Source organism: Methanomethylovorans hollandica DSM 15978 (assembly GCF_000328665.1).
GTDB classification, from domain to species: domain Archaea; phylum Halobacteriota; class Methanosarcinia; order Methanosarcinales; family Methanosarcinaceae; genus Methanomethylovorans; species Methanomethylovorans hollandica.
Window position 1 is genome coordinate 1,538,736 of sequence record NC_019977.1, and the last position, 22,153, is coordinate 1,560,888.

A 22,153-nucleotide genomic window follows, 5' to 3' on the forward strand; every position below is an offset into this window, starting at 1 on the left:
ATGGACTTCACATCCTGGCAACCTGTATACGAGGAAATACTTCAGGATCTTGGCTTTAGCCGGGCAGAGGATGAGCGTGCAGCTCTCCTCCTTTCACATCTGCTTGAAGGAAAGATCTCACCTGGACTGGGTGCTCTTAAGGGGGCAATATCCGGAAAGCATGTCCTTGTTTGTGGTAATGGCCCGAACCTCGCCGAGGATCTTGGAAGGCTGGACCTTGAACGATATGTGGTGATCGCAGCTGACGGTGCAACGACAATTGTAATGGATACGGGCAGAATACCGGATATTATAGTCACGGACCTGGACGGGGACGTAGAGCGTGAGATAGAAGCTTCAGAACAAGGTTCTCTTGTGGTAGTTCATGCTCATGGAGACAATATGAGCAAACTACTCAGGTATGTTCCACAGCTTACGAATATTATCGGGTCCACACAGGCTGTTCCCCTTCAAAATGTTTTCAACTTTGGTGGCTTTACGGATGGGGACCGGGCTGTGCATGTGGCCATTGAGTTTGGTGCAGAAACGATCAAACTTGCAGGTTTCTTTTTTGATGATCCAGTGGTATCACCGGCAAAAAGCAAAAAATTGAAATGGGCCCGCAGACTTATTTCCTCATTAGGGGTCGAGTCTTAAGGAGGCTGTTCTATGATGACGATTTTCATGAGAACTTATTTATATTTTGTTACTCAATTAGCAATAAGGTTTCATGGATACACTTGTCATCTGTATAGACCGGGATAATGACCTGGGCGAAAAGGCAAAGGTCTCAAGCCCGATTATAGGAAGAGAGGAAAATATCAAAGCAGCTGTTGCTTTGTCTATAGCGGACCCGGAAGATTCGGATTCTAATACCATTTTCGGCGGCGTGAAAGTGCTGGATGAGCTACGTGCCAAAGGACTGGATGCTGAGCTTATTACCTTTGCTGGTGATAAAAAAGTTGGTCTCACTTCTGACCAGAAGATTTCGCAGCAACTTGATGATGTCCTTGCTAAATATCACGCTTCTAATGCCATTTTCATTTCCGATGGGGCTGAAGATGAAACATTGCTGCCCATAGTCCAGTCCAGGATCAAGATCAACTCCGTGAAACGTATAGTGATCATGCAAAGCTCGAACCTTGAAAGTACTTATTATATTCTGAAGCATGCTTTTAATGATCCCAAGATCTCTCAAACCTTCTTTGTTCCGGTTGGGCTGGCAGCTCTTATATATTCCATCTTTCTGTTAGCAAGTTATCCGGAAGGAGCTATAATAGGCATTCTTGCTGCAGTGGGTCTCTACATGCTATACCGTGGATTCGGTGATACGGTCACCGTTATTTGGAACAAGATAAAAGATGATTTTCATATGGGCAGATTGGTCATTGTAACCCATACTGCAGCTTTAATGGTGATCGTTGTCGCTTTTGTGCAGGGAATTGTCAGTGTATGGCAATATTATACTCAAGCAGGGATCTGGTATCATGGATTGGTGCCACTGACCACTGTCTTCATACATAGTTCCGTATGGTGGCTTGTATTAGCTGCGATCATTGTTAATTTTGGTCGTATGATGAATATGTACTTGCATGGGAAGTTTAGCTTGAGGCAGATATCATCCTCGTTCTACGCTTTTTCTTTTGGGATCCTATTCTGGGGAGCGACCACATATATACTGGCCTTCGATCCTACTATTGAAGGCTTCCAGCCTTCCATCGTTTCAGGACTGCAATATTTCATTTATTCCATAGTCATAGCTATAGTCATAGCTCTTGCAGGTATCAGGATCTCCGCCAGTCCGATCAGGAAGTGAAAGGATGGACATAAGCAAACAGCACGATGAGTGCATAGCCAATATGCATATATCTTTTGCAGTTATCGGCGGGGTGGGTTTTTCTCGCCTTGCAAACCAGTCACAAATGACACTTCATACTGAATATGGTGCTGTCGTGGCATTCATCTCTAAAATGGGAGACAACAATGTATTGTTCATTCCAAGGCATGCAGGGGACAGTGGGCATGTGCCCCCCCATAAGATCAATTATCGTGCTATTATAATGGCAATAAAGCAATTAGGAATTACCAGGGTCATATCTATCAACTCTGTGGGTACGATGCAAGGACATCCCATCGGAAGTATAGCAATTCCTTGTGATTTTGTGGACTTCACCCACGGGCGCCCTTCTACCTTCTTTGAAAATGAGACGGTACATGCAGACATGTCAGATCCTTACTGCCCCCAGCTGTGCTCCCTGATAAGGTCCATACTTAATGAAAAAGGGATTCAGACAGACGATGTGGTATATGCCTGTACTGAAGGGCCCAGGTTCGAGACCAAGGCTGAGATCCGCATGTTGAGCAATTTTGCTGATGTTGTGGGCATGACAGGTGTCCCTGAAGTTATACTTGCTAAAGAAATGCAGCTATGTTATGCATCTGTGTGTCTGATCACAAACATGGCGGCTGGGATTGAGAGTTCCAGACCAACAGCAACCGAGGTACTGGATGTGCTGACTTCCAGAAAAGACCTCATTTTTGAGCTGTTGCATTCCATTGCATCACGCATGCCCATAGAACGGGAATGCCAGTGTAATTATGCGATAGACGATGGAATTCTTTGACCTGGGTACTCATGCTGTGTCCTTCATCTTTATGCCATGTCCTTCGAAGTGTCGATCCGGACACCATCACATATCTTGAACTTGATCACTTCCAAAGTCGGCAACATGCCTCGCATCTTAGGGATAGCAAGCTTATTTACCATCTTATCGGCACCCATGTCAAGAGATATCTCAAAGATAACATCTGCAGAAATAAGGATATCGTTCTCTATATGCTTAGGATGACTGCCTTTGAGACCATAGAGATATGTAAGAGTGCCTGTTTCCTTGCTTACCTCGTATATGATGTGCATCAGCCTTCTAAGCACTCTCGGATTTATATCCAGATTCATAAAAAAGGAGAAATTGTCAAAAACAAGGTTTATATTTCCCTGCTGGTTGTCTGCTGTATTTCTGCAGACTTGAACGACCCTGGCATGACACTTTCCCTCTTGAAATTGAAGATATTATGACACTTGAATTCTTTATTACTAATTGATTATATTTTAATTTATATCTATTGATTGTAACACATATAATGTTTTCCAGAGAATGATGAGCAAGCATACATTACTTATACCTTCTCTCCAATTCAGCTGCATAATGAGCTTATGGATCCTCATAAACCCCGAAAATGCTAAATTATTGGTAATGGTCATAAAGGGCGGCAGAAAAATGCCTCTTTTCACCGGGGAAGTGATCCTTAATAAGACACCAGCCGGTGCAAGGCCGCACAAGTTCAGAATATTGAAGGACGGCAAAGAAGAATACCTGACACCTGCAGAGTTCATAGATCTGCTGCGCATGGCCGATCGCATCATGATCGCAAAAGGCGGAAATGATGCTACCACTACAGCTTTTCTTGATATGCTGAAAGGCTTTCAGCTGGAAGGGGAAATTGTTAATGTCTGCCGTTTTTGTCTGCTTAAACGTAGATTTAATTTTCTGAACAGGAGATCAATAAAATATCATTCCGAGAAGATATGTGAAGAATGTGCAAAAGAAGAACTTTCCAGGGCCCTTAATGCTCCACATTGCCATTATAGTGATGAGGCTAAACAGCGCATTGAAGATATGCTGTTGCAAACAAGGGATTTCGACAGGACAATTGGTACATTGGACCCTGAAGGTCTTGACCAGGAACTGACGAAGTTCGATACAGTACAGGCATCTCTTGATGCCAGGACCATGAAGATAGCAGACCTCCCCATCTCAAAGAACTTCAAAGATATCCTGTTACAAAAATCAGAAGATCTGCTACCAGTACAGACGATAGCTGTTGCTGCAGGTCTTTTCAAAGGAAAGCACCAGTTAGTTACTTCAGTTACAGCTACCGGAAAGACCTTGATAGGCGAGCTTGCGGGTATAGAGAACATACTACACAAAAAAGGAAAGATCCTGTATCTGGTCCCTCTGGTGGCTCTGGCAAACCAGAAGTATGATCAATTCACAGCTAAGTATGGGCCTCTGGGCCTTAAAACTTCGATACGAATAGGCAGTGCACGCATACGCACTTCGTCTACTCTGAAGATGCGCAGAACTCTTGATTCTGATATTATTGTAGGGACCTATGAAGGGATTGATTTCATACTGAGATCAGGTGATGCTGACCTGTTGGGTAAGATCGGTACTGTGGTCATAGACGAGGTACATACACTTGAGGATAGTGAACGGGGTCACAGGGTTGACGGTGTCATAGGCAGGTTAAAATACATTGCTCCTGCTGCTCAGTTCATATATCTTTCTGCCACGGTTGCCGAACCCCTGGCTCTGGCACAAAAACTGAATGCTACGCTGGTGGAGTACGAATATCGACCTGTTCCCATTGAAAGGCACCTTATTTTCTGTGAGGAGCATGACAAGCTCAAGCTTATGACTCGCCTGGCAAGGGAAGAGTTTGCCAAGACATCCACAAAAGGTCACAAAGGCCAGACGATCATTTTCACAAATTCCCGGCGTAATTGCCACAGCATATCAGAAGCATTGCCCATGGTTTCTGCACCTTATCATGCAGGTCTTACACAATCCGTGCGCAAATCCGTAGAAGAGCGTTTTCTTAAAGGAAAGTTGCCAGTGGTGGTAACAACTGCTGCCCTTGCTGCTGGTGTGGATTTTCCTGCATCACAAGTGATATTCGAATCCCTTGCCATGGGAATCGAATGGGTTACAATGCAGGAATTCATGCAGATGCTGGGACGTGCCGGACGTCCGGACTATCATGACATCGGTATTGTGGTACTGCTGGCAACTCCCAATAAGCGTTATTCCAGCGAGCAAACCGAGACCGAAGATGCTGTTGCTATAAGACTGCTTAAGGGCAATATGCTGCCATCCTCAATGGATTATGGTGAAGATGAACAGATGGAAGAGATACTGGCATCAGCTGCTGTTACATCTTCCAAGAAGGACCTGGGAGCCATCCATAACAGGATGATGGGCACATTTGAGCTAGAAAAACTTTTCAGCAGGCTGGTGCATTACAAATTCCTTGAAAAAAGAGAGGATGCGATCTCTCTCACACCTTTCGGCCAGATAGCTGCCGGTCATTTCCTGTCAGTATCTTCAGCATTCCTTATTCGTGACGCAGTGCTTAAGGGGATGGGGCCGCTTGAGATCGTAACAAACCTGGAGTTCTTTGATGCAGGTTACTTCAAATATGCAGCACAGATATCCACAGCTTTGGACATCAATATTCCTTCCCGCGTATTTCAGGGTGCTTCTCTTGATATAATATTTGAGGGAGATAATATATCTCAGCTTGACCAGAACATACAGGACCAGCTCTTTGAATTTGCTGCAGCTTTTCTTACCTGTAAGTGCAAGGACTCTCCTTATTGCGGGTGTGCAGAGAGGCGATTTTCTGCAAAGATCGTGGAGATCCGCATGGAAGGCTATGATCCCACAGGTATTGTACGCAAACTGGAAGACCTGTATGGTGTGACTGCTTATCCGGGTGATGTATTGGGATACCTTGACAACGTAGTACGTAATCTGGATGCAGTGGAAAAGATAGCAAAGGTCTATTCTAAAAAAGAAATAGTTCGTGCTTCCCGGGAAATGAAACAGCAGATAGAAGGTTAACCTTGCATCAGATTATGTGCAGATGCAGTAGCAGAGCAAGAAGTATCAGTATGATCCCTGTAAAAAGCCTGATCTCCACACGCTTTTTTTCCTTGAGTTCTGTAATGGTTTGGGGTTTCATGCCATAGCCGAGCAATACACCCAGGACGATAATAGGAAAGACAACCCCTATATTATAGATCGCCAGGTAGAACGCTCCACGTGCAAGATCTGTTCTGTCTATCAGCATATCCAGGATAGAAAAGTATATAGCTCCTACACAGGGTGCTTTTACGAGGGAGAATACCCCCCCCGATACAAAAGACAACAGCAGGACATTGCTGCTAGCTGTTTTTTCAAGTAGCTTGACCATGGATCTGGGTGTGTGGAAGGTTGATCTGGAATATTTCCTCAGATGATGAGCATCATAAATATGCCACAAGCCAAGTATGAATATCAGAATTACCATTACCGTTGTAATGATGCCTTTAAGTGAAGGCAGTCTATGTACTGTTCCCAGGATGCTCAGGCCTACTATCATGTATGTGAGGAAAATACCACTACAAAAGCCCAGTATCATCTTCAAAATGTCTTTTTTGCTTCCGCTGGATGACAGTATCAGTGTTGCCAGAAAAGCCATGACTGCAAGGATGCAGGGATTGAAGCCCGCAAGCAGGCCGGCAATGAACACAAGATAAAAAGAGAGGTTTGTATCTTCTTCACCCTCATCCTTTGGTATGTCGGATACATTGTCCTCTCCTTCGGATACATTAACAATAGCTTGCGTGAGCAGGTCTTTCAGGATTTTGGTGTTCCCCTGATAATCATTATATGTAATAACTGTCTTCCCGTCCACTACTAATGCAGGCACTACAGATATGCCATATCCGCGGGCAAGTTCATAAGATGAAATGATCTCATGGGAAGTAAGGTTACATCCATAAGTATTTGCTATTTTTTCTATTACAGGTAATGCCTGCTGGCACTTCAAGCAGCCTTCCTCATAAAAATAGTCAACTGCAATAGCAGATGTAGTATTTTGAGCACAGAGAACTACATGCACAGCTGATATTAATAAAAAAAAAGTTAAAGCAGCCAGTAATGCCTGCCTAATGACATGCTGTGGATGCGCAGGTGGATGCATCATATTCGTTTTCCTGGATTTTTTTCGTTGTGGTGTTGAAAACTTTTCCAGTGTCCGTGGAAACATAGCCTTCTATGACATAGATAGGCTTTATACCGGCACATGCACAGCTCCTTTCCATTAGTTCTACTTTCCAGACATCTTCTTCTGGTGTTATCGGTGTGCCGTACATATCAGGGATATTTCCATTCACTATAGTGGTTCTGTTGACCCGCCAGTCCTGAACATGGAAGTAAGTTTTGTAGTACATGGAAACGTTACTGTCGTTCAGCACGATCCCCTGGGCTTGTAAAGAATTTATATTGTACTCTCTTTCATTCTGTGATGGCTGCAGCACCACCACTATACCGACTCCGATTAGCACGATAATAAGTGCCGCTACCACCAGCATAGCAAGTGTTTTTGAAATTTTCATAGTTGTAACCTGGGTGCATTCCTTAATTACTTTTTGTTTTGTAACAGAGGTGTTTATGTCCCCACCACTTATTTAAGTGATGTTAACACAATACGTGCCAGTAACTGGAGAGATAAAAATGAGCACGGATGTTAATAATGGAAAACACCAGAAGAAACTGAGGGTAGAGTTCTATAAACCGGAGGATTGCAGGCAGGTGTATTCCATAGGTGCCGTGGGGGGCCATAGCCCTTATGATTTCAGAATAGGCTTTTATAATGATAACCCCAGGCCAGGAACAGATGAGGATGGCGTGCAGGTGATCCAGCGCAGGCTTGAGGCCGAGATAATTCTTTCACCCCTTGCAGCACTGGAGCTTTCCAGATGGCTAAACCATCATCTGAAAGAATATGAAGCTATGTTCGGTCCTATACCCCAACCTAACAGGAGTGAAAAAAAGTCAGAACCATCCGCTGAAAACAGCAGTGAGAATAGCGAGATACAGGGTTACAACTGAGTTCCTCTCAGAGGTAATCGCTATAATTATATAGGATACAATACAGTTTTAATAGCTTGTGTCCTGCCTTATGTCGGCGGGTATGCAGTATCAATTAAAAAGTGAAAATTAAGAAGTGAGGATTCCATTTGTTCCCAAATAAAAGAGTTCATAAGCTGGTTGGATCGAGAGTCCAGGTTGAAATGAAAGGCGATCTCCATCTTCTGGAAGGTTTACTTAACAGTGCCGATGATTATCTTAACCTTCACCTGTTAGATACCGTGGAAATATCTAACGGAGAAAAGCTCAGGTCACTTGGTTCAGTGGTGCTTCGTGGCAATAATATAATTCTTATCACACCCGCTGAAGAATAATATTTAAGGCAGGATTCTAATAGCAATCGTAGGTTACCATGGTAATAGAAGAAACAGCTATAGAGGTAATCGGCAAGCATGAGGAAGGCGTGTTCCAGAACCAGCTATGGAAAGAGCTGGATATAGATAGCCGCAAGTGTTCAAGGGTTATAGCAAAACTTCTGAAGGATGGTCGGATCACTCGTGAGTCCGCAGTGGACAATGGAGCAAGGACCTTTCTGCTCAAAATTGCCCATAGGGAAGAACCCTGTTTTGAGCTCTTGCTCTCCGGAGAGATGTTCTCTCCCTGTGCAGGTTGCAGGGACGCATGTCAGCCGGAGTACTGTGAAAGGCTGACCTCGTGGGTGATGAACCTGCCTCAGGACAACGTTGAAGATCAAGAGGCCAGTGTAACTGAGTAAATCTGGCCGAAAGGTTTAATTAGGTTATGTGCCATTTTGGAGTCGCTCAACCAGCGCTATTCAATGTGCTCCGGTAGTGTAGTCCGGCCAATCATTCCGGCCTTTCGAGCCGAAGACTCGGGTTCGAATCCCGACCGGAGCACTATAAACTTTTTTCTATAATTTTATGGAGTATTTAGATTTATTTTTCAACTTTTAGTGGTTGCAGATACAACTCCTATACTCCTAACCAGGCATCTGTATTATCGTTGAATGGGTAGCGATATGCATAGGTAATATCTCCAGTGAAGTGATGCCTGTAATCAGTCGGATGAGACGTTTCTTAGTGTTTATAGTTAGATCACTACAGCTTTTTTTCCATGCGATACATAATACACTAAGAGGCATACTGCTGCAACGATTGACATAACCATATACATTCCTCTGTAACCAAAGAAAGGGATTATGAGTCCAACCAGTAAAGGCCCAATTCCCATTCCCATGTCTGTGAACGCAAAATATGTTGAATTTCCCAAGCCCATACGATGTTGCGGAGTTACTTTTACAGAAATTGCCTGAGTACTGGACTGTATGGCTCCAAATCCAAGACCCAACACCGCTCCGGCCAATAAAAGAGTATATCCATGATGAGCCTGGCTAAACAGAAGAATCCCGATTGAAAATATTAGAATTGCCGGGTACATAATTGAGTTTTCACCTTTGGAGTCAAACAGCCGGCCAATAGCAGGCCTCGTAATTACGATTACTGCGCCATATACGATAAAAAAGAGGCTGGCTGCGCTAACCAGATTAATTTCCAGTGAGTACACTGCAAGGAATGAAACAACACTCGAATAACAAATATATATAAACATACAACACATTGAAATTGGAATGACTTTTGGTTCAAAGAAATTGTCAAATTTGAACCCCTTCATTTTCTCCAACTGTTCTGCTGTTAATTCCATTTTATTTAAAGATGACAAAAATGGGAAAATCAAAAGGCTGATCATCGAAGTAATTGTACAGGCAACAAAAATCATATTGAAGCTGCCATGCTGAGTGATGAACATGCCTAAAAAGGGGCCGAGAGCTGTTGCAAGTGTCAGGCTTAATCCGTAATAACTGATACCTTCGCCCCTCCGATCCATGGGAATAACATTTGCAATGATCGTACCTGTTGCTGTGGTAACAATACCAAATGACATGCCGTGAAGAAAACGGACGATAAGTAAGGAGATAAGACTGTTTACTCCGAAATATATCAACGTCATAATAAAACTGAAAATAATTCCTGCGTGAAGTGTCTTCTTATAACCTATCTGTCCGATCCATTTCCCGATAAGCAGACGCATAAAAAGTCCGCCAATCACAAATATACTGGTAGAAAAGCCCGCTTCACCCGGCGATGAGTCAAATTTGCTCATTGCATATCCGGAAATAACTATCATTAATAAATAAAAGCTTAAGAAAGCTAATAAATTTTCAATAGAAATAATTATAAAATCTTTAGTCCATAATTTTGATTTTTTTGGAACCATGTTTGATCCCTCAATTATCTCACATAATTTTGGATACATTGTCAAACATTGTTTCAAGTGAGTGCATGAGATCTTTTCTTTGACGTTCATCAAAACCGGATAAGAGAATGTTATCCCATTCTTCAGCTATCTTTTTCATTTCAGGTTCCAGCTTTTTCCCTTTATCTGTAATAAAAATAAGGTATGAACGCCTGTCCCTCTCATCAATCTTCTTGAAAACATATCCCTCATCAACAAGTTTTTTTATAGCCCTTGTAGTAGTGGCCTTATCGATCTTTAGATAGTTTGAAAGAGATTCCTGATTAACACCATCTTCTTGATACAATCGCACAAGAAAAGAGAACTGTCCACTTCCTATACCATATAGTTTAATTTTCTTGTCAATATAGATTTGTCCATATCGATGGAGATATGAGATGAACTTCCCGCTGAACTGATTATCACACATTTGTACACCTTTTTTTGCAAACGTTGACCTTGTCCATGTTTATAATCTCACTATATTGTCCACAAAATTAGTTGCAGACACAACCATTGGGGTTGTAATTCAACTAATAAATATATAGTTGTTGATGCAACTAATCTCCCGCGGATTTGGATCTGTATAAAACAGAAGTTCCTGCAATACTTCCTTAAAATATGTATAAAAAAGCGGCTTTATTTGCACATTTTTTTAATAACATTTTTATAAATACTTAACATTTAAACTCAGCGATTTATTTATAGTTAAATGATGCATGTGAATTAGATGCCAGTAAATCAGAATGAGATTCAAAGACTGAGTGAAAGCGAAAAGGAAAAAATCAGAACACTGCAAGAAATGAAATCTGAATTTCATCAGATACCTGATAAATCTGCTGTCTTGGCTGACCTGCATCGGCTAATAGATGATGAAGAATCAGAAGTAAGGTGGGATGCTGCTTGTACTCTTATTTACATCTTTTCATCGGTTCCGGATGAATACAAATGCATTGCCTGGGATGATCTGATTAAGTTAACACATGATTTGAAACCACATATTAGTGGAAAAGCTGCTTCAAACCTTGTGCCTGCATTCTCATCACTTCCTGATGAATGTAAATCTGCTGCCTGGGATGATCTTATTAGGCTAACAGATGATAACGATCTATATGTAAGAGAAAGTGCATTTTCAGTTCTTATCAATGCTTTTTCATCAGTTCCTGATGAACACAAACCTAAAGCCTGGGCCGATCTAATTAGGTTTTCAGGACATGAAGATTCGCGTTTTAGATGGATGGCATTTTCTGCCCTAGACTCTGCATTTGCATGTGTGCCTGATGAATGTAAATCTGCTGCCTGGGATGATCTTATTAGGCTAACGCGAGATAGATTTTTAGACGTAAGAGGAGAGACATCAACTGTCCTGGGTTCTGCTTTTGTATTTGTTTCTGATAAATCTGCTGCCTGGGCCGATCTGGTCAGACTAGCAAGTGATAAGGATTCAAAGGTCAGAAAATATGCTGCAGATACTCTTATCTATACTTTTGATCATGTTCCTGATGAATGTAAAAGTGATGCAAGATATGATCTGCAAAGATTGACAAGTGAAGGAGACCCGGATGTTAGAATACATTTAAATCATTCTCTGGGCAAAATGTGCATTGATAAAGCATATAAATCAATAAATGAAGAGGATTTCAGAACTTTTTTAAAAGATGCAATTTGCTATTTTGAAAAAGCTGCAAAAGATAGCAGCTCCTTCACCCCTTCACTTTGTTGTAATCTTTTTTATCGTGCATTCCATGCTGTAATTTTTAAAGAGGCGCATTCGAATAATGAAATTAAAGATTATATCACAGCAGCAAAAAAAGAAATTGAAGGCTCTAAAAGTAAGCAGAAACTTGTGGCGGTTATTGAACAGTTAGCAACAGTATTAGAAATTGCATCTAATACTCAAGGCTCCAATAATGGCTGGAGAGAATTGCTTAAACGAGGTTCAAATATTTGCAATCACGTTGACAAAATGATGGTTTAGGACCAAAAATGACGCTCTGTGCAAAGACCAGGAAATAGATCCTCATCTATGCGATGCTCTGAGAGTCCATATCTCTTCTTTAAGCGTCTCAATATTTGATTTGTACATGAACAGTGTTAGGAACAAAGCCAGAAATGCCAGGAAGTTAACTAACAATGTAAGCTGTAGAGTAGTTCCCCCCAATCCCCCACCTGGGCTGCCGTATATTGCTTCACCGAACATTAACGGATGTACAGAGCGCCATAAGCGGATGGAGAGGAAGCTTAGGGGCACGGATACGAAACCCACTATTCCAAATACTGCTGCAAGCCTCGCTTTAGATTCCGGTTCTTCTATGGCCTGACGCAGCAGCAAATAGATAACATAAACAAGGAAGAGTGTAAGAGATGTGGTAAGCCGTGGTTCCCATACCCAGTACCATCCCCACGTTGCCCTGGCCCAAATGGAGCCGGTGATAAGTACAAGAAGAGCAAATATAACCCCTATCTCTGCTGCTGATCTTGCATAGATATCCCACTTGACATCATGGGACCTGAGCTGCATTACGCTTGCAACAAAGACAATGAAAAAGGCAAGGTATGCAGTAATGGCTATAGGCATGTGGAAGTAGAATATCCTGAAACTGCTATCTAGAACTTCTCCGGCACCGGACCTCATAATAGGCAAATAGAAAAAAAGCATATATATTGCCATCAGCACGAGTCCAGCTGTTATAAAGGTCAACATCCTAAATTTCTTAGTATCCATGCTTTTGTCCCATGTTCTTTTCTATGGAGGTGTATTATCAATATATTTTATCTAATTTGTTATCTTTCTATTTTACCTTTCCAGATTATCCTTCCAGTGTATGATCGAACAAGAGATGTGCCAGACTAAAGAAAACAATGTCATAGACAGCCATGAGGCGCAGTTCTGTGATAATCACGGGTATCCCAGCTCCTGCCACTATCTTGCCTGTGGCCAGCACAGCAGGAATGAGCACCGGCACAAGCAGAGGAAGTAAAAGCACAGGAAGCAGGATCTCTCTTGTACGAGTATTCACCGTGAGGGCAGAGAGTAAAGTACCGACCGCAGAAAATCCCCCTGTACCCAGCAGTATAACTAACATCAGGGTAGGGATGTTTGGAATATTGTAGTTGAACAGCACCATGAACACAGGTATTGTGAGAAGTTCGACAATAAGCATCAGGCACATACTGGATATTACCTTGCCGGTGTATATGGCTGCACTGTCCAATGGACAGAGGCGCAGTCCATCCAGGCATGAGTTCTCAGTTTCCGAGGCAAATGCCCGAGTGATGCCCAGTGTTCCTGCAAATATGAAAGCTATCCAGAGTAATCCTGGAGCCAGGCGGTCAATACTGGAAGAGTCGCTAAGCATGTCACTCAGGGACAGGCTGAAGATCATCATAACCACGAGGGAGAAAACAAGCATGGAATTAAGCACCTGTTTTGTGCGTAATTCAGTACGCAAGTCCTTTGCTGCAATATGAAGGCTGCGTATCATGGTCCTCCATCGAATATCGTGGTATAGATGTTCCTGAGCTCTTCCACAGAAGCTATTTCCTGTTTTCTCATGTCCACAGCTATCTTACCGGCACTAAGTATTATCACTCTGTCACATATAACAAATGCCCTCTCTAGGTCATGTGTGACCATCAGCACAGTGACTTTTCTGCTGTTTTCAAGAAGCATGTTATCCAGGTCACATGCTGACCGCAGGTCCAGTCCTGTGTATGGCTCATCCATCAGGATAATATCCGGATCGTGGATAAGAGAACGTGCAATGGACAGGCGTTGCTTCATACCTCTGGAAAGCGTGCTGACCCTGTCCATACACCGTTGTTCAAGGTGCAGCTGTTCAAGGAGCGTTTGTATCCTTACAGTAAGTTCACTTTCAGGGAGTCCGTACATCTTCCCATAAAAATGCAGATTTTCTTCCACTGTCAGATCTTCATAGAGATAACTTTCATGTGAGATGGCACCTATCTTCTTGCGTATCTCTACTGCCGATCTGCTGAGTTCCAATCCACCGATCTTAACAGAGCCATAAGAGGGTCGTACAAGGGTTTCAAGTATCTTGAGCAGTGTAGTCTTCCCTGCACCATTAGGACCCAGGATGATAACAAACTCGCCTTGTTCTATATTCAGATCAATATCATGCAGTGCAACATGTCCTGCGAACCTTTTGGTAAGTCCCTTTACGGAGATGACGCTGCCCATGGAATAGTAAATGAAATGATACTTAGATTAATATTGTGCCACGCAGATCATTACCTGTGCACAGAACCTGAAAAGAACATAATTGTTCAGAAAGGTAAAAATCCACGTTTTTCTAGAATAGCCAGATTGCTGTAACCCCTGGATTCCCAGAATCCCTCATAAGACTGGTCAGTCACTTCGATATGTGTGATCCATTTTGCCCATTTATACCCATATCTGCCTTCGGCAACCAGTTGCAGGGGGAAACCTCTGTCAGACGGCAAGGTCACATTATTGAGCCTGTATGCCAGCATTATGTCGTTCCCTCTCAGATAGTCCAGCTCTAGGGATGTGGAATAACCATCAGCACAATAGAATATCACATTTTTAGCTCCAGGTTGTAGCCCGGAATCATTGAAAATGCTGCTCAAGGTAACACCTGTCCACCTGGCATCGAATCCCCAGCCCTCCACACAATCCATGCGCACGAACCTGTCAGCGACAGGTAAAGCAAGCAGTTCCTCATATGTAAGGTTCAGAGACTTGTTTACCATTCCTGTAACCTGAAGCGTATAGGTTGCCTCGTTGATGAACTGAGTCCCTTTTATGGCATTGTTACGCTGTTCTTTAATTGACGTAAGTTCTCTGCCAGCGAAAAAAGTATCTTCTGTTTCTGATATATTCGCTGTAGGAGTTTGTTGCGGTTCAACACAGCCAGAAACAAGCAGAAGAACAAGTAAAAATATAAAAAAGTTCATCCTGCCATGCAAAACCATTATCACTGACAGAGATGTTCACCTGTGCATTTCAAGTATTTCAAGACCCTTATCAGTGAGACGATATTTTCCCTCTTCTTCTTTTACAAGCTCCTGGTGCAGAAGGTAATCGATCTGGAACTTGAAGGATGTTTCCTGCAGATTCAAGTTCTTAAGCAGGTCTTCTTTTGAGGCACCGTAAATCCCAATTTCCTTGATGAGCTTACGCCTCACCGGATTGGAAGCAGCTCTGTTAAGCATGTCATGTTCTATTTTTTTGGCTTCACGGGGACCGGGTTTGGTCATGATTATATCTTCAAGATCGTCTTTTTCTACCACAAAAAACCTCCTGTGACCTCTCTTTTGAAATCTATGATATTAATATGCTACGCCTGAAGAGGTTGCCCGAGGATCCGGCAAATAACTTTTGTGATATGTGAATGGGATCTTATGACTCAAGGCATACTCCCAACTAATTTTATTGCTGAAATTTGATTTTCTTCGTTTTAGGAGAGGATATATGCTTTTTATGAAGGTTTTAGAGTCGCCAAAATCTCATAAATGCACCCCGATATCAAAAAAGCATTAATACTAAGAAGAAATAAGATACATTAGGCATGCAAGAGTACGGCACCAGGGAGCAGATCTACAATTTGCAGAACAATACGATCCAGCTTTTGCTATCTGCCCAAAATGAGGCACGTGAAAAGCTTGAACAGATCTGTCAGGGTATCAAGGTAGAAGTTCCTCTAAGCCAGAGACAATCATTGTTCCTGTTCCCGTTTGCGGATACGGTTAACCTTTCCGATTCTATCGATATAATGATCGATCGGTTCATTAACCAGATAATTCTCCTTGAAAGCATAGCAAATCCATCTTTACCTGTGGATCTCGAGGATGTTTTTTATTTTGCTAAAAAAATGCCAGTATACGATGCCTTTCAGATAGCAGAATATGTTCTGAACATGTACCTTCAAAACAATAACAATGCTCTGAAACGCATAAGAGCAGATTGTCAAAAACTTATTCCCTTAAATGGAAGCAGATTCTCTTCAGATAGTATAGAAGTGAAGAACGATACGGTAATTAATCTAAAAGCATCAGGGAATCTGCAGGATTCAACAAAATATGTTGAAAGCCTGCTGAAGATGGTCGATGTGGTCATCCATTCGGCAGAACCGCTCAAGGCCCGGGGTGCGCGGATAAGTCCCGGAGAATCGTATCTTACTGACGACATCAGGCTCTATTTCTTCAAGAACCGCAAGATCCGGCTCGTATTCAAAAAGCCGGAATATACCATAAAATTCATTACTGTCCTTCAGGCTGCGCACCGTCCGGCAAAAAATATCCATCTCTGTGAAAAACAACAATTGTCCATTGCCAGCTATTCTTCTGTCATTTAGCGTGTTTCATGAGCAGACCAACATGCGCCCTATATCGAAAAAATAGCCGTTGACGACAATGAACAGTATCATCTTTCACCCAGGGATGAAGCGTATCTGGAAAACATAAAAGCCGGTAATGTTAATGGGAAAGTTTTATTTGGAAACTATGTGCTTGGCAGATCTCTAAAAATCTCAAATCCAGGAGATTTAAGAGAACTCTGTATGATTTCTGTTCTCTGTGGAGTCTTTCCACCATTGACCAGAGTTTCTGCCCTTGCTGATGATAGTGTATCATTAAGACCAATGTCATCAATATATCATTGATTTTTTATTTTTATGTACTTCTGAATGCAAATAACACAAAATATTGGTAGATTATTTGTCTGCTTCAATCTTTAATTATAGTTATTAACCATTTGTTTGAAACTTATGGTATTAACATCACCATCTATTGAATGCGATTTTAGCATTCATAAGTTACAAACCATCGGTGTTTAACTATAATTAATTTATTGATTGATTGATTGATTGATTGACTTATTCACTAATTTATATATTCATTTATTTATTGATATTGCGCTGATTCTGCAATTAAACTTAAGAGATACATGTTATTTCATTTTAATTAATAATAAAAAACACAAAATTATTAATACTAATTCGGAGTAATAAATTCATCTTCGTGCTAGAGGAGCAATACAAATGAATGCAAAAGACATATACAAAATATTTGTAATTACTTCACTGGTCATCGCTTCTACTTTTTTTGCGGGTTGTATGGATAGCTCATCGACCAGCCAGAACGTATCGAATAATAACGATACGATCACTGTAACAGATTCCCTTGGAAGAACAGTGGAAGTCCCCAAATCTCCTGGGTATGTCATATGCTCCGGTTCCGGCGCCCTTAGATATCTCACGTATCTGGAGGCCCATGACAGGATAGTTGCTGTTGACAGCATCGAAACCGAGGGATCAAAATTCGATGCCAGACCTTATGCAATTGCAAATCCCCAGTTCAAGGAGTACCCCGTTTTCGGGGAATTCAGAGGTAATGACGATCCTGAAAAGATACTGGCACTTGACCCGCAGCCTCAGGTCATTTTCAAAATGTATTCCACATCAGGATACGATCCTGTAGAACTGCAGAAAAAGACCGGTATCCCTGTAATAGCCCTGAACTACGGCGATATGGTCAGCAATAGGGCTGACATGTACAACTCACTCCGCATAATGGGAGAGGTAATGGGTAAAGAGGACCGGGCCGAAGAGCTCATTGCCTTCTTTGACAGCACCATTGCAGACCTGAGCGAGCGCACTGCGGGTGTTCCTGAAGAAGAGAAGATCACATGTTACGTTGGCGGTATAGCCCGCTCAGGCCCGCACGGCTTCCAGTCAACAGAGCCAACATATCCCCCATTCCTCTTCACCAATGCAAAGAACGTGGCATATGATCCTATGAACCTCACCACAGCAGAGGTTTCTAAGGAAAGCATACTTGGATGGGATCCTGACATAATATTCGTGGACCTCTCGACAACCCAGTCAGAAGACAAGTCCAGTGCTCTGTACCAGCTGCAGAACGATGTGTCGTACAGGAAGCTCACAGCAGTAAAAACAGGAGATGTTTACGGAGTGCTCCCCTACAACTGGTACACACAGAACCAGGGATCTGTGCTTGCTGATGCCTATTTTGCAGGCAAGCTCCTGTATCCTGATAGGTTTGAGGATGTGAACCTGGAGAACAAGACCATCGAGATATATACATTCCTGGTTGGAAGGGGCGATGAGGAAATAGGCCGCCAGGTGTATGAAAAAATGATCAACGCCTTCCCGGTTCCTGCATTCACGAAGCTTGATGTCTGAGGGAAAAATAAGAATGGTGAATAAATGCGCTTCCAAGAAGGGGACATAGCTGGCAGGTATAAAGAGCATACAGCCAAAAAAAAGACATATATACTGACAGGTCTTGTGCTTTTGCTTGTGGTGGCCGTGCTTTCGATAGCCACAGGATCCGTGGATATCCCACCGCTGGATGTTGTGCGGACACTTGCTGGATACACAGTCTCGACAACATGGAACAGCATCATATGGAACGTCCGTTTACCGCAAGTCCTGACAGCCATTGTGGCTGGTGCAGGCCTGGCAGTTACAGGTGTTGTGATGCAATCCATACTGCGCAATCCCCTCGGCTCTCCTTTCACCTTAGGGATATCCAATGCTGCAGCCTTCGGCGCAGCATTCTCTGTTATAATACTGGGCTCCGGGAGCACCAGCAGCAGTGTAGGGGATGCAGTCACAATAAATAATCCCTATGTAACCACTGTAGCTGCATTTGTTTTTGCCATGCTGGTCACTATGGTCATTCTGGGCTTCTCAAAGATAAGAGGCACCAGTCCGGAGGTCATGATCCTTGTGGGAGTGGCTATGGGGTCGCTGTTCACGGCCGGGACAATGTTCCTGCAATACTTTGCTGATGATGTGCAACTGTCCTCCATGGTGTTCTGGACCTTTGGGGACACTGCAAGGGCAAGCTGGGAAGAGCTCGGGCTCATAACTGCCATAGTGGGTGCCTCCATGATCTATTTTACATTGAACCGCTGGAAATACAATGCTATTGATGCAGGCGATGAGACTGCCAAGGGGCTTGGAGTGAACGTTGAAAGAGTTAGGCTCTGGGGCATGTTATGGGCGTCCCTTGTCACTGCCATTATCGTGGCATTCCTGGGTGTCATAGGCTTTGTGGGACTCATCTGCCCTCACATGACGCGACGTCTTGTCGGCGATGACCATCGTTTCCTGCTGACAGGAAGCATGGTAATGGGAGCCCTGTTGCTGCTTTGTGCCGATACCACGGCAAGGCTCATGATCCAGCCATACCAGCTTCCTGTTGCTGTACTGACGTCTTTCCTGGGTGCGCCTACGTTCATTTACCTTATATTAAAGGGGAGAAGAATATGATACTTGAAGTAGATGGTGTGGAATTCCAGTACAGGAGTAAAGAAGTCCTGAAAGACATAGAATTCCATCTGAAGAGAAATGAGATACTATCCATACTGGGACCTAACGGTGTCGGAAAGACCACTCTGTTAAAGTGCATGAACGCGATCCTCAAACCCAAAAGAGGCACGATACTTATCGAAGAAGAAGATGTGCTCAAACTGGAACAGATAGAGATAGCCCGGCGCCTGGGATATGTACCTCAGCGCTGTGAGTCTGCAAGGCTGACGGCTTTTGATGCCATTCTGCTGGGGAGAATACCGCATATGAAATGGAATCTCTCTACCGAAGATGTGATGCTTGTAGAAGCCACTATCAGGAAACTGCATCTTGAAGAACTGGCCTTGAGATACATTGATGAATTGAGTGGAGGAGAAATGCAAAAAGTAGGTATCGCCCGTGCAATAGCCCAGAACCCTAAACTGCTGCTGCTGGATGAACCCACAAGCAGCCTAGACTTGAAGAACCAGCTCGAAATACTCAATATTATAAGAGAGGTTGTCAAAAAAGAGAATGTGTCAGCCATAATGACAATGCATGATTTGAACCTTGCCCTCAGATACTCGGATAAGTTTCTCTTCCTTAAGCACGGCACTATATTTGCTGCTGGTAGTGTGGAAGACATTACACCGGAAATAATCGAAGAAGTATATGGAGTACCTGTAACTATCCAGAACTATAATGATGTGGCAGTAGTCATACCCACTGCCTGAAACAACACCAGAGATGTGTATTGCTTGTACGATGCAAATTCCCAGAGATCAGAAGGTGATGGGGACAAGAAAGTAAAGATGGATATCAAAACCCGGATAAATGCCGGATTTCACTTCTTTTCCCAGCTTATCCGAACACGGGTAGAAGTTCCCTTTTCGACCAGCTGACCATTTTCCTGCACAAGAATGCTCTTCAGATGATCACGAAGGATACTTGCCTGTGTCTGTGTTTCTATCACATACCTATCCCTGTAAAAATCCATTGCCTCATCCACGGAAGAAAAATAGTTGGTATAGTCCATGGAAAAGACATGCACATCAGGAAATATCCCCATATTGTACAATACATTGTACAGCACATCACATTTGGGGCCCGGAACATAATTCGTGCCGTAAAGAGAAGGCCACAGGGAAATTGAATGCTCTTCCCAGGGAGTGATCCCTGCGAACCAGTACAGGTATATATATTTTGAAGAAGCCTGCTCCATCTTTTGTATAGCTTCCCTTATATCGGGCATTCCCAGGGAGAACGAGGCGATGACCACATCATACGGAGCATCGAGGTCAGCCTTAACATCCAGATCCTCCCAGCGCTTGCTCACGCAATGTATGTTATTTATTCCCTGAGCTTTCATATTTTCCTTTAAGACATCCATCATTCCGGCTGCAGGCTCTACAGCAGTTACATGGGAGACTTTCTTTGCAATGGGGATGGAAAGCCTTCCAGGGCCAGATCCGATATCAAGCACTCTTGATTCAGGAGTTAGCGAAATTTCGCTGAGTGTTGAATCTGTTCTTTCAGAGTTTGTCTGTGATCTCTTCCAGAAACGTTCTGCGTTTTCCTTTTTGTTCCAGTGTGTGTTCTTATCGCCTGTCTTATCAAGTCTTTGCTGAGTGGTCATGAGTTCTTTCCATACATCATTCCAGTCAATTTTTCCGTATTCCATATATGATCCACCTGCTCCATTTTTGTGATATCTGTAATTGTGATATCTGTAATTGTGATGTGTGTGCTCTAGAATTGATATGTAGTATTATCAGATCCGGTCCTTACATAATCAAATGTTATATTCATTCTTACCTATCAAATATGATTAAATTCTAAAAAATATATGTATAATGGAATAACACGAAAAGTATTAAAAGTATTACCTTGTTTTTACCTGATATGATCAACATGTCATCCGAATGTTCAACTGAAAATACTGTGAAAAAGATTGCCTCTTTTGAGGATGCTGTAAGATTTCACGGGCACGTGTGCCCGGGGCTTACTATTGGTTATATAGCTGCCAAAGCTGCAATCGAAAAACTGGATGCAGAAAGAGATGTAGATGAAGAGCTAGTGACCATTGTGGAGAACGATGCGTGTGGAGTTGATGCAGTGCAGGTCCTTACAGGATGCACTATAGGTAAAGGTAATCTCATCCATCAGGACCATGCAAAACAGGTTTTTACTTTTATATGTAGGGACAGCGGAAAAGCTGTAAGGGTTGCCCTGAAGGCTAGTTTCAACATCGATAACATCGACCCCGAAGTGAACAAACTGCGTCCGAAAGTAATGTCCGGCACAGCCACAGGGGAAGAAAAAAAAGAATTCAGCGAGCGTATGGATGGCATATCCCAGACCATGAGGAACACGCCTGTAGAGAAAATGTTTGACATACGGTTCGTTGATGCCAAGATCCCTCAGAAAGCAAGGATATTCAACTCCGTCCAGTGTGCCAAATGTAGAGAAATGATGGCAGAATCCAGGGCAAGGGTGCAGAACGGGGAATACGTGTGCATACCATGCTATGAGGAATATACCAGAGGATGGTAAGCATACAGCAGGAAGGAAAATGAATTCGACAGGTATTTATCTAAGATACTCACACATAGGTTCGTATTATATTCGTAAAAAAGTAATAGGGAGTTAAATTCATATGGTAGTTATAGTTGATAGAAATCTTTGTACAGGATGCGGGCAATGTATTGATACCTGTCCCGTAGAAGCGCTTTCATTGGGTTCCGATGACATTGTGGTTGCTGATGCGGACTCATGTGTTGATTGTGGACAGTGCATAGACGTATGTCCTGTTGAAGCACTCTCACTGGACTGAGCTCACTGCAATTTCCCTCTCATTAATTTCAG

Annotated in this window: 25 protein-coding genes and 1 tRNA gene; 15 read left to right on the forward strand and 11 right to left on the reverse strand. The window is 42.8% G+C overall.

The annotated features are described in order from the left end of the window. The 3 genes from METHO_RS07365 to METHO_RS07375 all read left to right on the forward strand — a co-directional run bounded on the left by METHO_RS07365 (position 1) and on the right by METHO_RS07375 (position 2,603). Positions 1 to 636 (forward strand): 6-hydroxymethylpterin diphosphokinase MptE-like protein, encoded by a 636-nt coding sequence (locus METHO_RS07365; protein WP_015324912.1) that lies wholly within the window; start codon positions 1 to 3, stop codon positions 634 to 636. A gap of 73 nt (positions 637 to 709) precedes the next feature. After that, positions 710 to 1,795, forward strand: coding sequence for a DUF373 family protein (locus METHO_RS07370; RefSeq protein WP_015324913.1), 1,086 nt, complete (start codon positions 710 to 712; stop codon positions 1,793 to 1,795). Positions 1,796 to 1,799: 4 nt separating this feature from the next. Continuing rightward, positions 1,800 to 2,603, forward strand: a complete 804-nt coding sequence (locus METHO_RS07375) for an MTAP family purine nucleoside phosphorylase (protein ID WP_015324914.1) — start codon at positions 1,800 to 1,802, stop codon at positions 2,601 to 2,603. Between the two features lie 29 nt (positions 2,604 to 2,632). Here METHO_RS07375 and METHO_RS07380 read toward each other — a convergent pair whose 3' ends face one another. Next, on the reverse strand, positions 2,633 to 2,935 hold the full coding sequence (locus METHO_RS07380; protein WP_052309358.1) for a DUF7125 family protein: 303 nt from the start codon (positions 2,933 to 2,935) through the stop codon (positions 2,633 to 2,635). 250 nt (positions 2,936 to 3,185) lie between these two features. Between METHO_RS07380 and METHO_RS07385 the strand changes: the two genes are divergently transcribed. Continuing rightward, positions 3,186 to 5,663, forward strand: a complete 2,478-nt coding sequence (locus tag METHO_RS07385; RefSeq protein WP_048831282.1) for a DUF5814 domain-containing protein — start codon at positions 3,186 to 3,188, stop codon at positions 5,661 to 5,663. Positions 5,664 to 5,670: 7 nt separating this feature from the next. Here METHO_RS07385 and METHO_RS13330 read toward each other — a convergent pair whose 3' ends face one another. Continuing rightward, positions 5,671 to 6,789, reverse strand: a complete 1,119-nt coding sequence (locus tag METHO_RS13330; protein WP_015324916.1) for a cytochrome c biogenesis protein CcdA — start codon at positions 6,787 to 6,789, stop codon at positions 5,671 to 5,673. Beyond that, entirely contained in the window at positions 6,752 to 7,201 is a 450-nt protein-coding gene (locus tag METHO_RS07395; protein WP_015324917.1) for a hypothetical protein, read from the reverse strand. Before METHO_RS07395 ends, METHO_RS13330 begins: the two co-directional genes overlap by 38 nt. Positions 7,202 to 7,319: 118 nt before the next feature. Here METHO_RS07395 and METHO_RS07400 point away from each other — a divergent pair, with 118 nt between their 5' ends. The 4 genes from METHO_RS07400 (at position 7,320) to METHO_RS07415 (ending at position 8,593) form a co-directional block, all read left to right on the forward strand. Next, positions 7,320 to 7,697: a DUF3467 domain-containing protein gene (locus METHO_RS07400; RefSeq protein ID WP_015324918.1), complete on the forward strand. Its 378-nt coding sequence runs from the start codon at positions 7,320 to 7,322 to the stop codon at positions 7,695 to 7,697. Between the two features lie 128 nt (positions 7,698 to 7,825). Beyond that, positions 7,826 to 8,050, forward strand: a complete 225-nt coding sequence (locus METHO_RS07405) for an LSM domain-containing protein (RefSeq protein WP_015324919.1) — start codon at positions 7,826 to 7,828, stop codon at positions 8,048 to 8,050. A 38-nt stretch (positions 8,051 to 8,088) separates the two neighbouring features. Beyond that, a complete protein-coding gene (locus tag METHO_RS07410) occupies positions 8,089 to 8,451 on the forward strand; it encodes a helix-turn-helix transcriptional regulator (protein WP_015324920.1) in 363 nt (120 codons plus the stop codon). A gap of 67 nt (positions 8,452 to 8,518) precedes the next feature. Next, a tRNA-Glu gene (locus tag METHO_RS07415) sits at positions 8,519 to 8,593 on the forward strand. Positions 8,594 to 8,786: 193 nt separating this feature from the next. On the opposite strand, the gene METHO_RS07420 is transcribed toward METHO_RS07415, so the two are convergent. Next, the gene (locus METHO_RS07420) at positions 8,787 to 9,971 is read right to left on the reverse strand and encodes an MFS transporter (protein ID WP_015324921.1); all 1,185 of its coding nucleotides are present in this window, start codon (positions 9,969 to 9,971) and stop codon (positions 8,787 to 8,789) included. Between the two features lie 19 nt (positions 9,972 to 9,990). Beyond that, positions 9,991 to 10,419 carry a MarR family winged helix-turn-helix transcriptional regulator gene (locus METHO_RS07425; protein WP_015324922.1) on the reverse strand — a complete coding sequence of 143 codons (429 nt, stop codon included), beginning with the start codon at positions 10,417 to 10,419 and terminating at the stop codon, positions 9,991 to 9,993. A gap of 300 nt (positions 10,420 to 10,719) precedes the next feature. Between METHO_RS07425 and METHO_RS07430 the strand changes: the two genes are divergently transcribed. Then, positions 10,720 to 11,967 (forward strand): HEAT repeat domain-containing protein, encoded by a 1,248-nt coding sequence (locus METHO_RS07430; protein ID WP_015324923.1) that lies wholly within the window; start codon positions 10,720 to 10,722, stop codon positions 11,965 to 11,967. 42 nt (positions 11,968 to 12,009) lie between these two features. Here METHO_RS07430 and METHO_RS07435 read toward each other — a convergent pair whose 3' ends face one another. The 5 genes from METHO_RS07435 to METHO_RS07455 all read right to left on the reverse strand — a co-directional run bounded on the left by METHO_RS07435 (position 12,010) and on the right by METHO_RS07455 (position 15,263). Beyond that, positions 12,010 to 12,714, reverse strand: coding sequence for a cytochrome c biogenesis protein (locus METHO_RS07435; protein WP_015324924.1), 705 nt, complete (start codon positions 12,712 to 12,714; stop codon positions 12,010 to 12,012). Between the two features lie 85 nt (positions 12,715 to 12,799). Beyond that, positions 12,800 to 13,474 carry a heme exporter protein CcmB gene (locus METHO_RS07440; protein WP_015324925.1) on the reverse strand — a complete coding sequence of 225 codons (675 nt, stop codon included), beginning with the start codon at positions 13,472 to 13,474 and terminating at the stop codon, positions 12,800 to 12,802. Then, entirely contained in the window at positions 13,471 to 14,190 is a 720-nt protein-coding gene (locus METHO_RS07445; RefSeq protein ID WP_015324926.1) for an ABC transporter ATP-binding protein, read from the reverse strand. Before METHO_RS07445 ends, METHO_RS07440 begins: the two co-directional genes overlap by 4 nt. An 86-nt stretch (positions 14,191 to 14,276) precedes the next feature. Further along, entirely contained in the window at positions 14,277 to 14,945 is a 669-nt protein-coding gene (locus METHO_RS07450) for a molybdopterin-dependent oxidoreductase (protein ID WP_015324927.1), read from the reverse strand. An 18-nt stretch (positions 14,946 to 14,963) separates the two neighbouring features. Beyond that, positions 14,964 to 15,263, reverse strand: a complete 300-nt coding sequence (locus METHO_RS07455) for a winged helix-turn-helix domain-containing protein (RefSeq protein ID WP_015324928.1) — start codon at positions 15,261 to 15,263, stop codon at positions 14,964 to 14,966. Positions 15,264 to 15,541: 278 nt separating this feature from the next. On the opposite strand from METHO_RS07455, the gene METHO_RS07460 reads away from it, so the two are divergent. The 4 genes from METHO_RS07460 (at position 15,542) to METHO_RS07475 (ending at position 20,022) form a co-directional block, all read left to right on the forward strand. After that, positions 15,542 to 16,327 (forward strand): hypothetical protein, encoded by a 786-nt coding sequence (locus METHO_RS07460; protein ID WP_015324929.1) that lies wholly within the window; start codon positions 15,542 to 15,544, stop codon positions 16,325 to 16,327. Positions 16,328 to 17,011: 684 nt separating this feature from the next. Beyond that, positions 17,012 to 18,175 carry an iron ABC transporter substrate-binding protein gene (locus METHO_RS07465; RefSeq protein WP_015324930.1) on the forward strand — a complete coding sequence of 388 codons (1,164 nt, stop codon included), beginning with the start codon at positions 17,012 to 17,014 and terminating at the stop codon, positions 18,173 to 18,175. A gap of 24 nt (positions 18,176 to 18,199) precedes the next feature. After that, positions 18,200 to 19,270, forward strand: a complete 1,071-nt coding sequence (locus METHO_RS07470) for a FecCD family ABC transporter permease (RefSeq protein WP_015324931.1) — start codon at positions 18,200 to 18,202, stop codon at positions 19,268 to 19,270. Continuing rightward, positions 19,267 to 20,022 carry an ABC transporter ATP-binding protein gene (locus METHO_RS07475; RefSeq protein WP_015324932.1) on the forward strand — a complete coding sequence of 252 codons (756 nt, stop codon included), beginning with the start codon at positions 19,267 to 19,269 and terminating at the stop codon, positions 20,020 to 20,022. The genes METHO_RS07470 and METHO_RS07475 overlap by 4 nt, the downstream gene beginning before the upstream one ends. A gap of 110 nt (positions 20,023 to 20,132) precedes the next feature. Here the strand turns inward: METHO_RS07475 and METHO_RS07480 are convergent, their stop codons facing one another. Beyond that, positions 20,133 to 20,969: a class I SAM-dependent methyltransferase gene (locus METHO_RS07480; RefSeq protein ID WP_015324933.1), complete on the reverse strand. Its 837-nt coding sequence runs from the start codon at positions 20,967 to 20,969 to the stop codon at positions 20,133 to 20,135. Positions 20,970 to 21,190: 221 nt separating this feature from the next. Here METHO_RS07480 and METHO_RS07485 point away from each other — a divergent pair, with 221 nt between their 5' ends. Together METHO_RS07485 and METHO_RS13335 are read left to right on the forward strand one after the other, a co-directional pair. Beyond that, positions 21,191 to 21,841 carry an FmdE family protein gene (locus METHO_RS07485; protein ID WP_015324934.1) on the forward strand — a complete coding sequence of 217 codons (651 nt, stop codon included), beginning with the start codon at positions 21,191 to 21,193 and terminating at the stop codon, positions 21,839 to 21,841. A 103-nt stretch (positions 21,842 to 21,944) separates the two neighbouring features. Then, positions 21,945 to 22,121, forward strand: a complete 177-nt coding sequence (locus METHO_RS13335; RefSeq protein WP_015324935.1) for a DUF362 domain-containing protein — start codon at positions 21,945 to 21,947, stop codon at positions 22,119 to 22,121. Positions 22,122 to 22,153 lie beyond the last annotated feature (32 nt).

Coding starts and splice junctions, on each gene's coding strand:
- METHO_RS07365 (WP_015324912.1), top strand. CDS start 1: ATGGACTTCACATCCTGGCAACCTGTATACGAGGAAATACTTCAGGAT.
- METHO_RS07370 (WP_015324913.1), top strand. CDS start 710: ATGGATACACTTGTCATCTGTATAGACCGGGATAATGACCTGGGCGAA.
- METHO_RS07375 (WP_015324914.1), top strand. CDS start 1,800: ATGGACATAAGCAAACAGCACGATGAGTGCATAGCCAATATGCATATA.
- METHO_RS07380 (WP_052309358.1), bottom strand. CDS start 2,935: ATGAATCTGGATATAAATCCGAGAGTGCTTAGAAGGCTGATGCACATC.
- METHO_RS07385 (WP_048831282.1), top strand. CDS start 3,186: ATGAGCTTATGGATCCTCATAAACCCCGAAAATGCTAAATTATTGGTA.
- METHO_RS13330 (WP_015324916.1), bottom strand. CDS start 6,789: ATGATGCATCCACCTGCGCATCCACAGCATGTCATTAGGCAGGCATTA.
- METHO_RS07395 (WP_015324917.1), bottom strand. CDS start 7,201: ATGAAAATTTCAAAAACACTTGCTATGCTGGTGGTAGCGGCACTTATT.
- METHO_RS07400 (WP_015324918.1), top strand. CDS start 7,320: ATGAGCACGGATGTTAATAATGGAAAACACCAGAAGAAACTGAGGGTA.
- METHO_RS07410 (WP_015324920.1), top strand. CDS start 8,089: ATGGTAATAGAAGAAACAGCTATAGAGGTAATCGGCAAGCATGAGGAA.
- METHO_RS07420 (WP_015324921.1), bottom strand. CDS start 9,971: ATGGTTCCAAAAAAATCAAAATTATGGACTAAAGATTTTATAATTATT.
- METHO_RS07425 (WP_015324922.1), bottom strand. CDS start 10,419: ATGTGTGATAATCAGTTCAGCGGGAAGTTCATCTCATATCTCCATCGA.
- METHO_RS07430 (WP_015324923.1), top strand. CDS start 10,720: ATGCCAGTAAATCAGAATGAGATTCAAAGACTGAGTGAAAGCGAAAAG.
- METHO_RS07435 (WP_015324924.1), bottom strand. CDS start 12,714: ATGGATACTAAGAAATTTAGGATGTTGACCTTTATAACAGCTGGACTC.
- METHO_RS07440 (WP_015324925.1), bottom strand. CDS start 13,474: ATGATACGCAGCCTTCATATTGCAGCAAAGGACTTGCGTACTGAATTA.
- METHO_RS07445 (WP_015324926.1), bottom strand. CDS start 14,190: ATGGGCAGCGTCATCTCCGTAAAGGGACTTACCAAAAGGTTCGCAGGA.
- METHO_RS07450 (WP_015324927.1), bottom strand. CDS start 14,945: ATGGTTTTGCATGGCAGGATGAACTTTTTTATATTTTTACTTGTTCTT.
- METHO_RS07460 (WP_015324929.1), top strand. CDS start 15,542: ATGCAAGAGTACGGCACCAGGGAGCAGATCTACAATTTGCAGAACAAT.
- METHO_RS07465 (WP_015324930.1), top strand. CDS start 17,012: ATGAATGCAAAAGACATATACAAAATATTTGTAATTACTTCACTGGTC.
- METHO_RS07470 (WP_015324931.1), top strand. CDS start 18,200: ATGCGCTTCCAAGAAGGGGACATAGCTGGCAGGTATAAAGAGCATACA.
- METHO_RS07475 (WP_015324932.1), top strand. CDS start 19,267: ATGATACTTGAAGTAGATGGTGTGGAATTCCAGTACAGGAGTAAAGAA.
- METHO_RS07480 (WP_015324933.1), bottom strand. CDS start 20,969: ATGGAATACGGAAAAATTGACTGGAATGATGTATGGAAAGAACTCATG.
- METHO_RS07485 (WP_015324934.1), top strand. CDS start 21,191: ATGATCAACATGTCATCCGAATGTTCAACTGAAAATACTGTGAAAAAG.
- METHO_RS13335 (WP_015324935.1), top strand. CDS start 21,945: ATGGTAGTTATAGTTGATAGAAATCTTTGTACAGGATGCGGGCAATGT.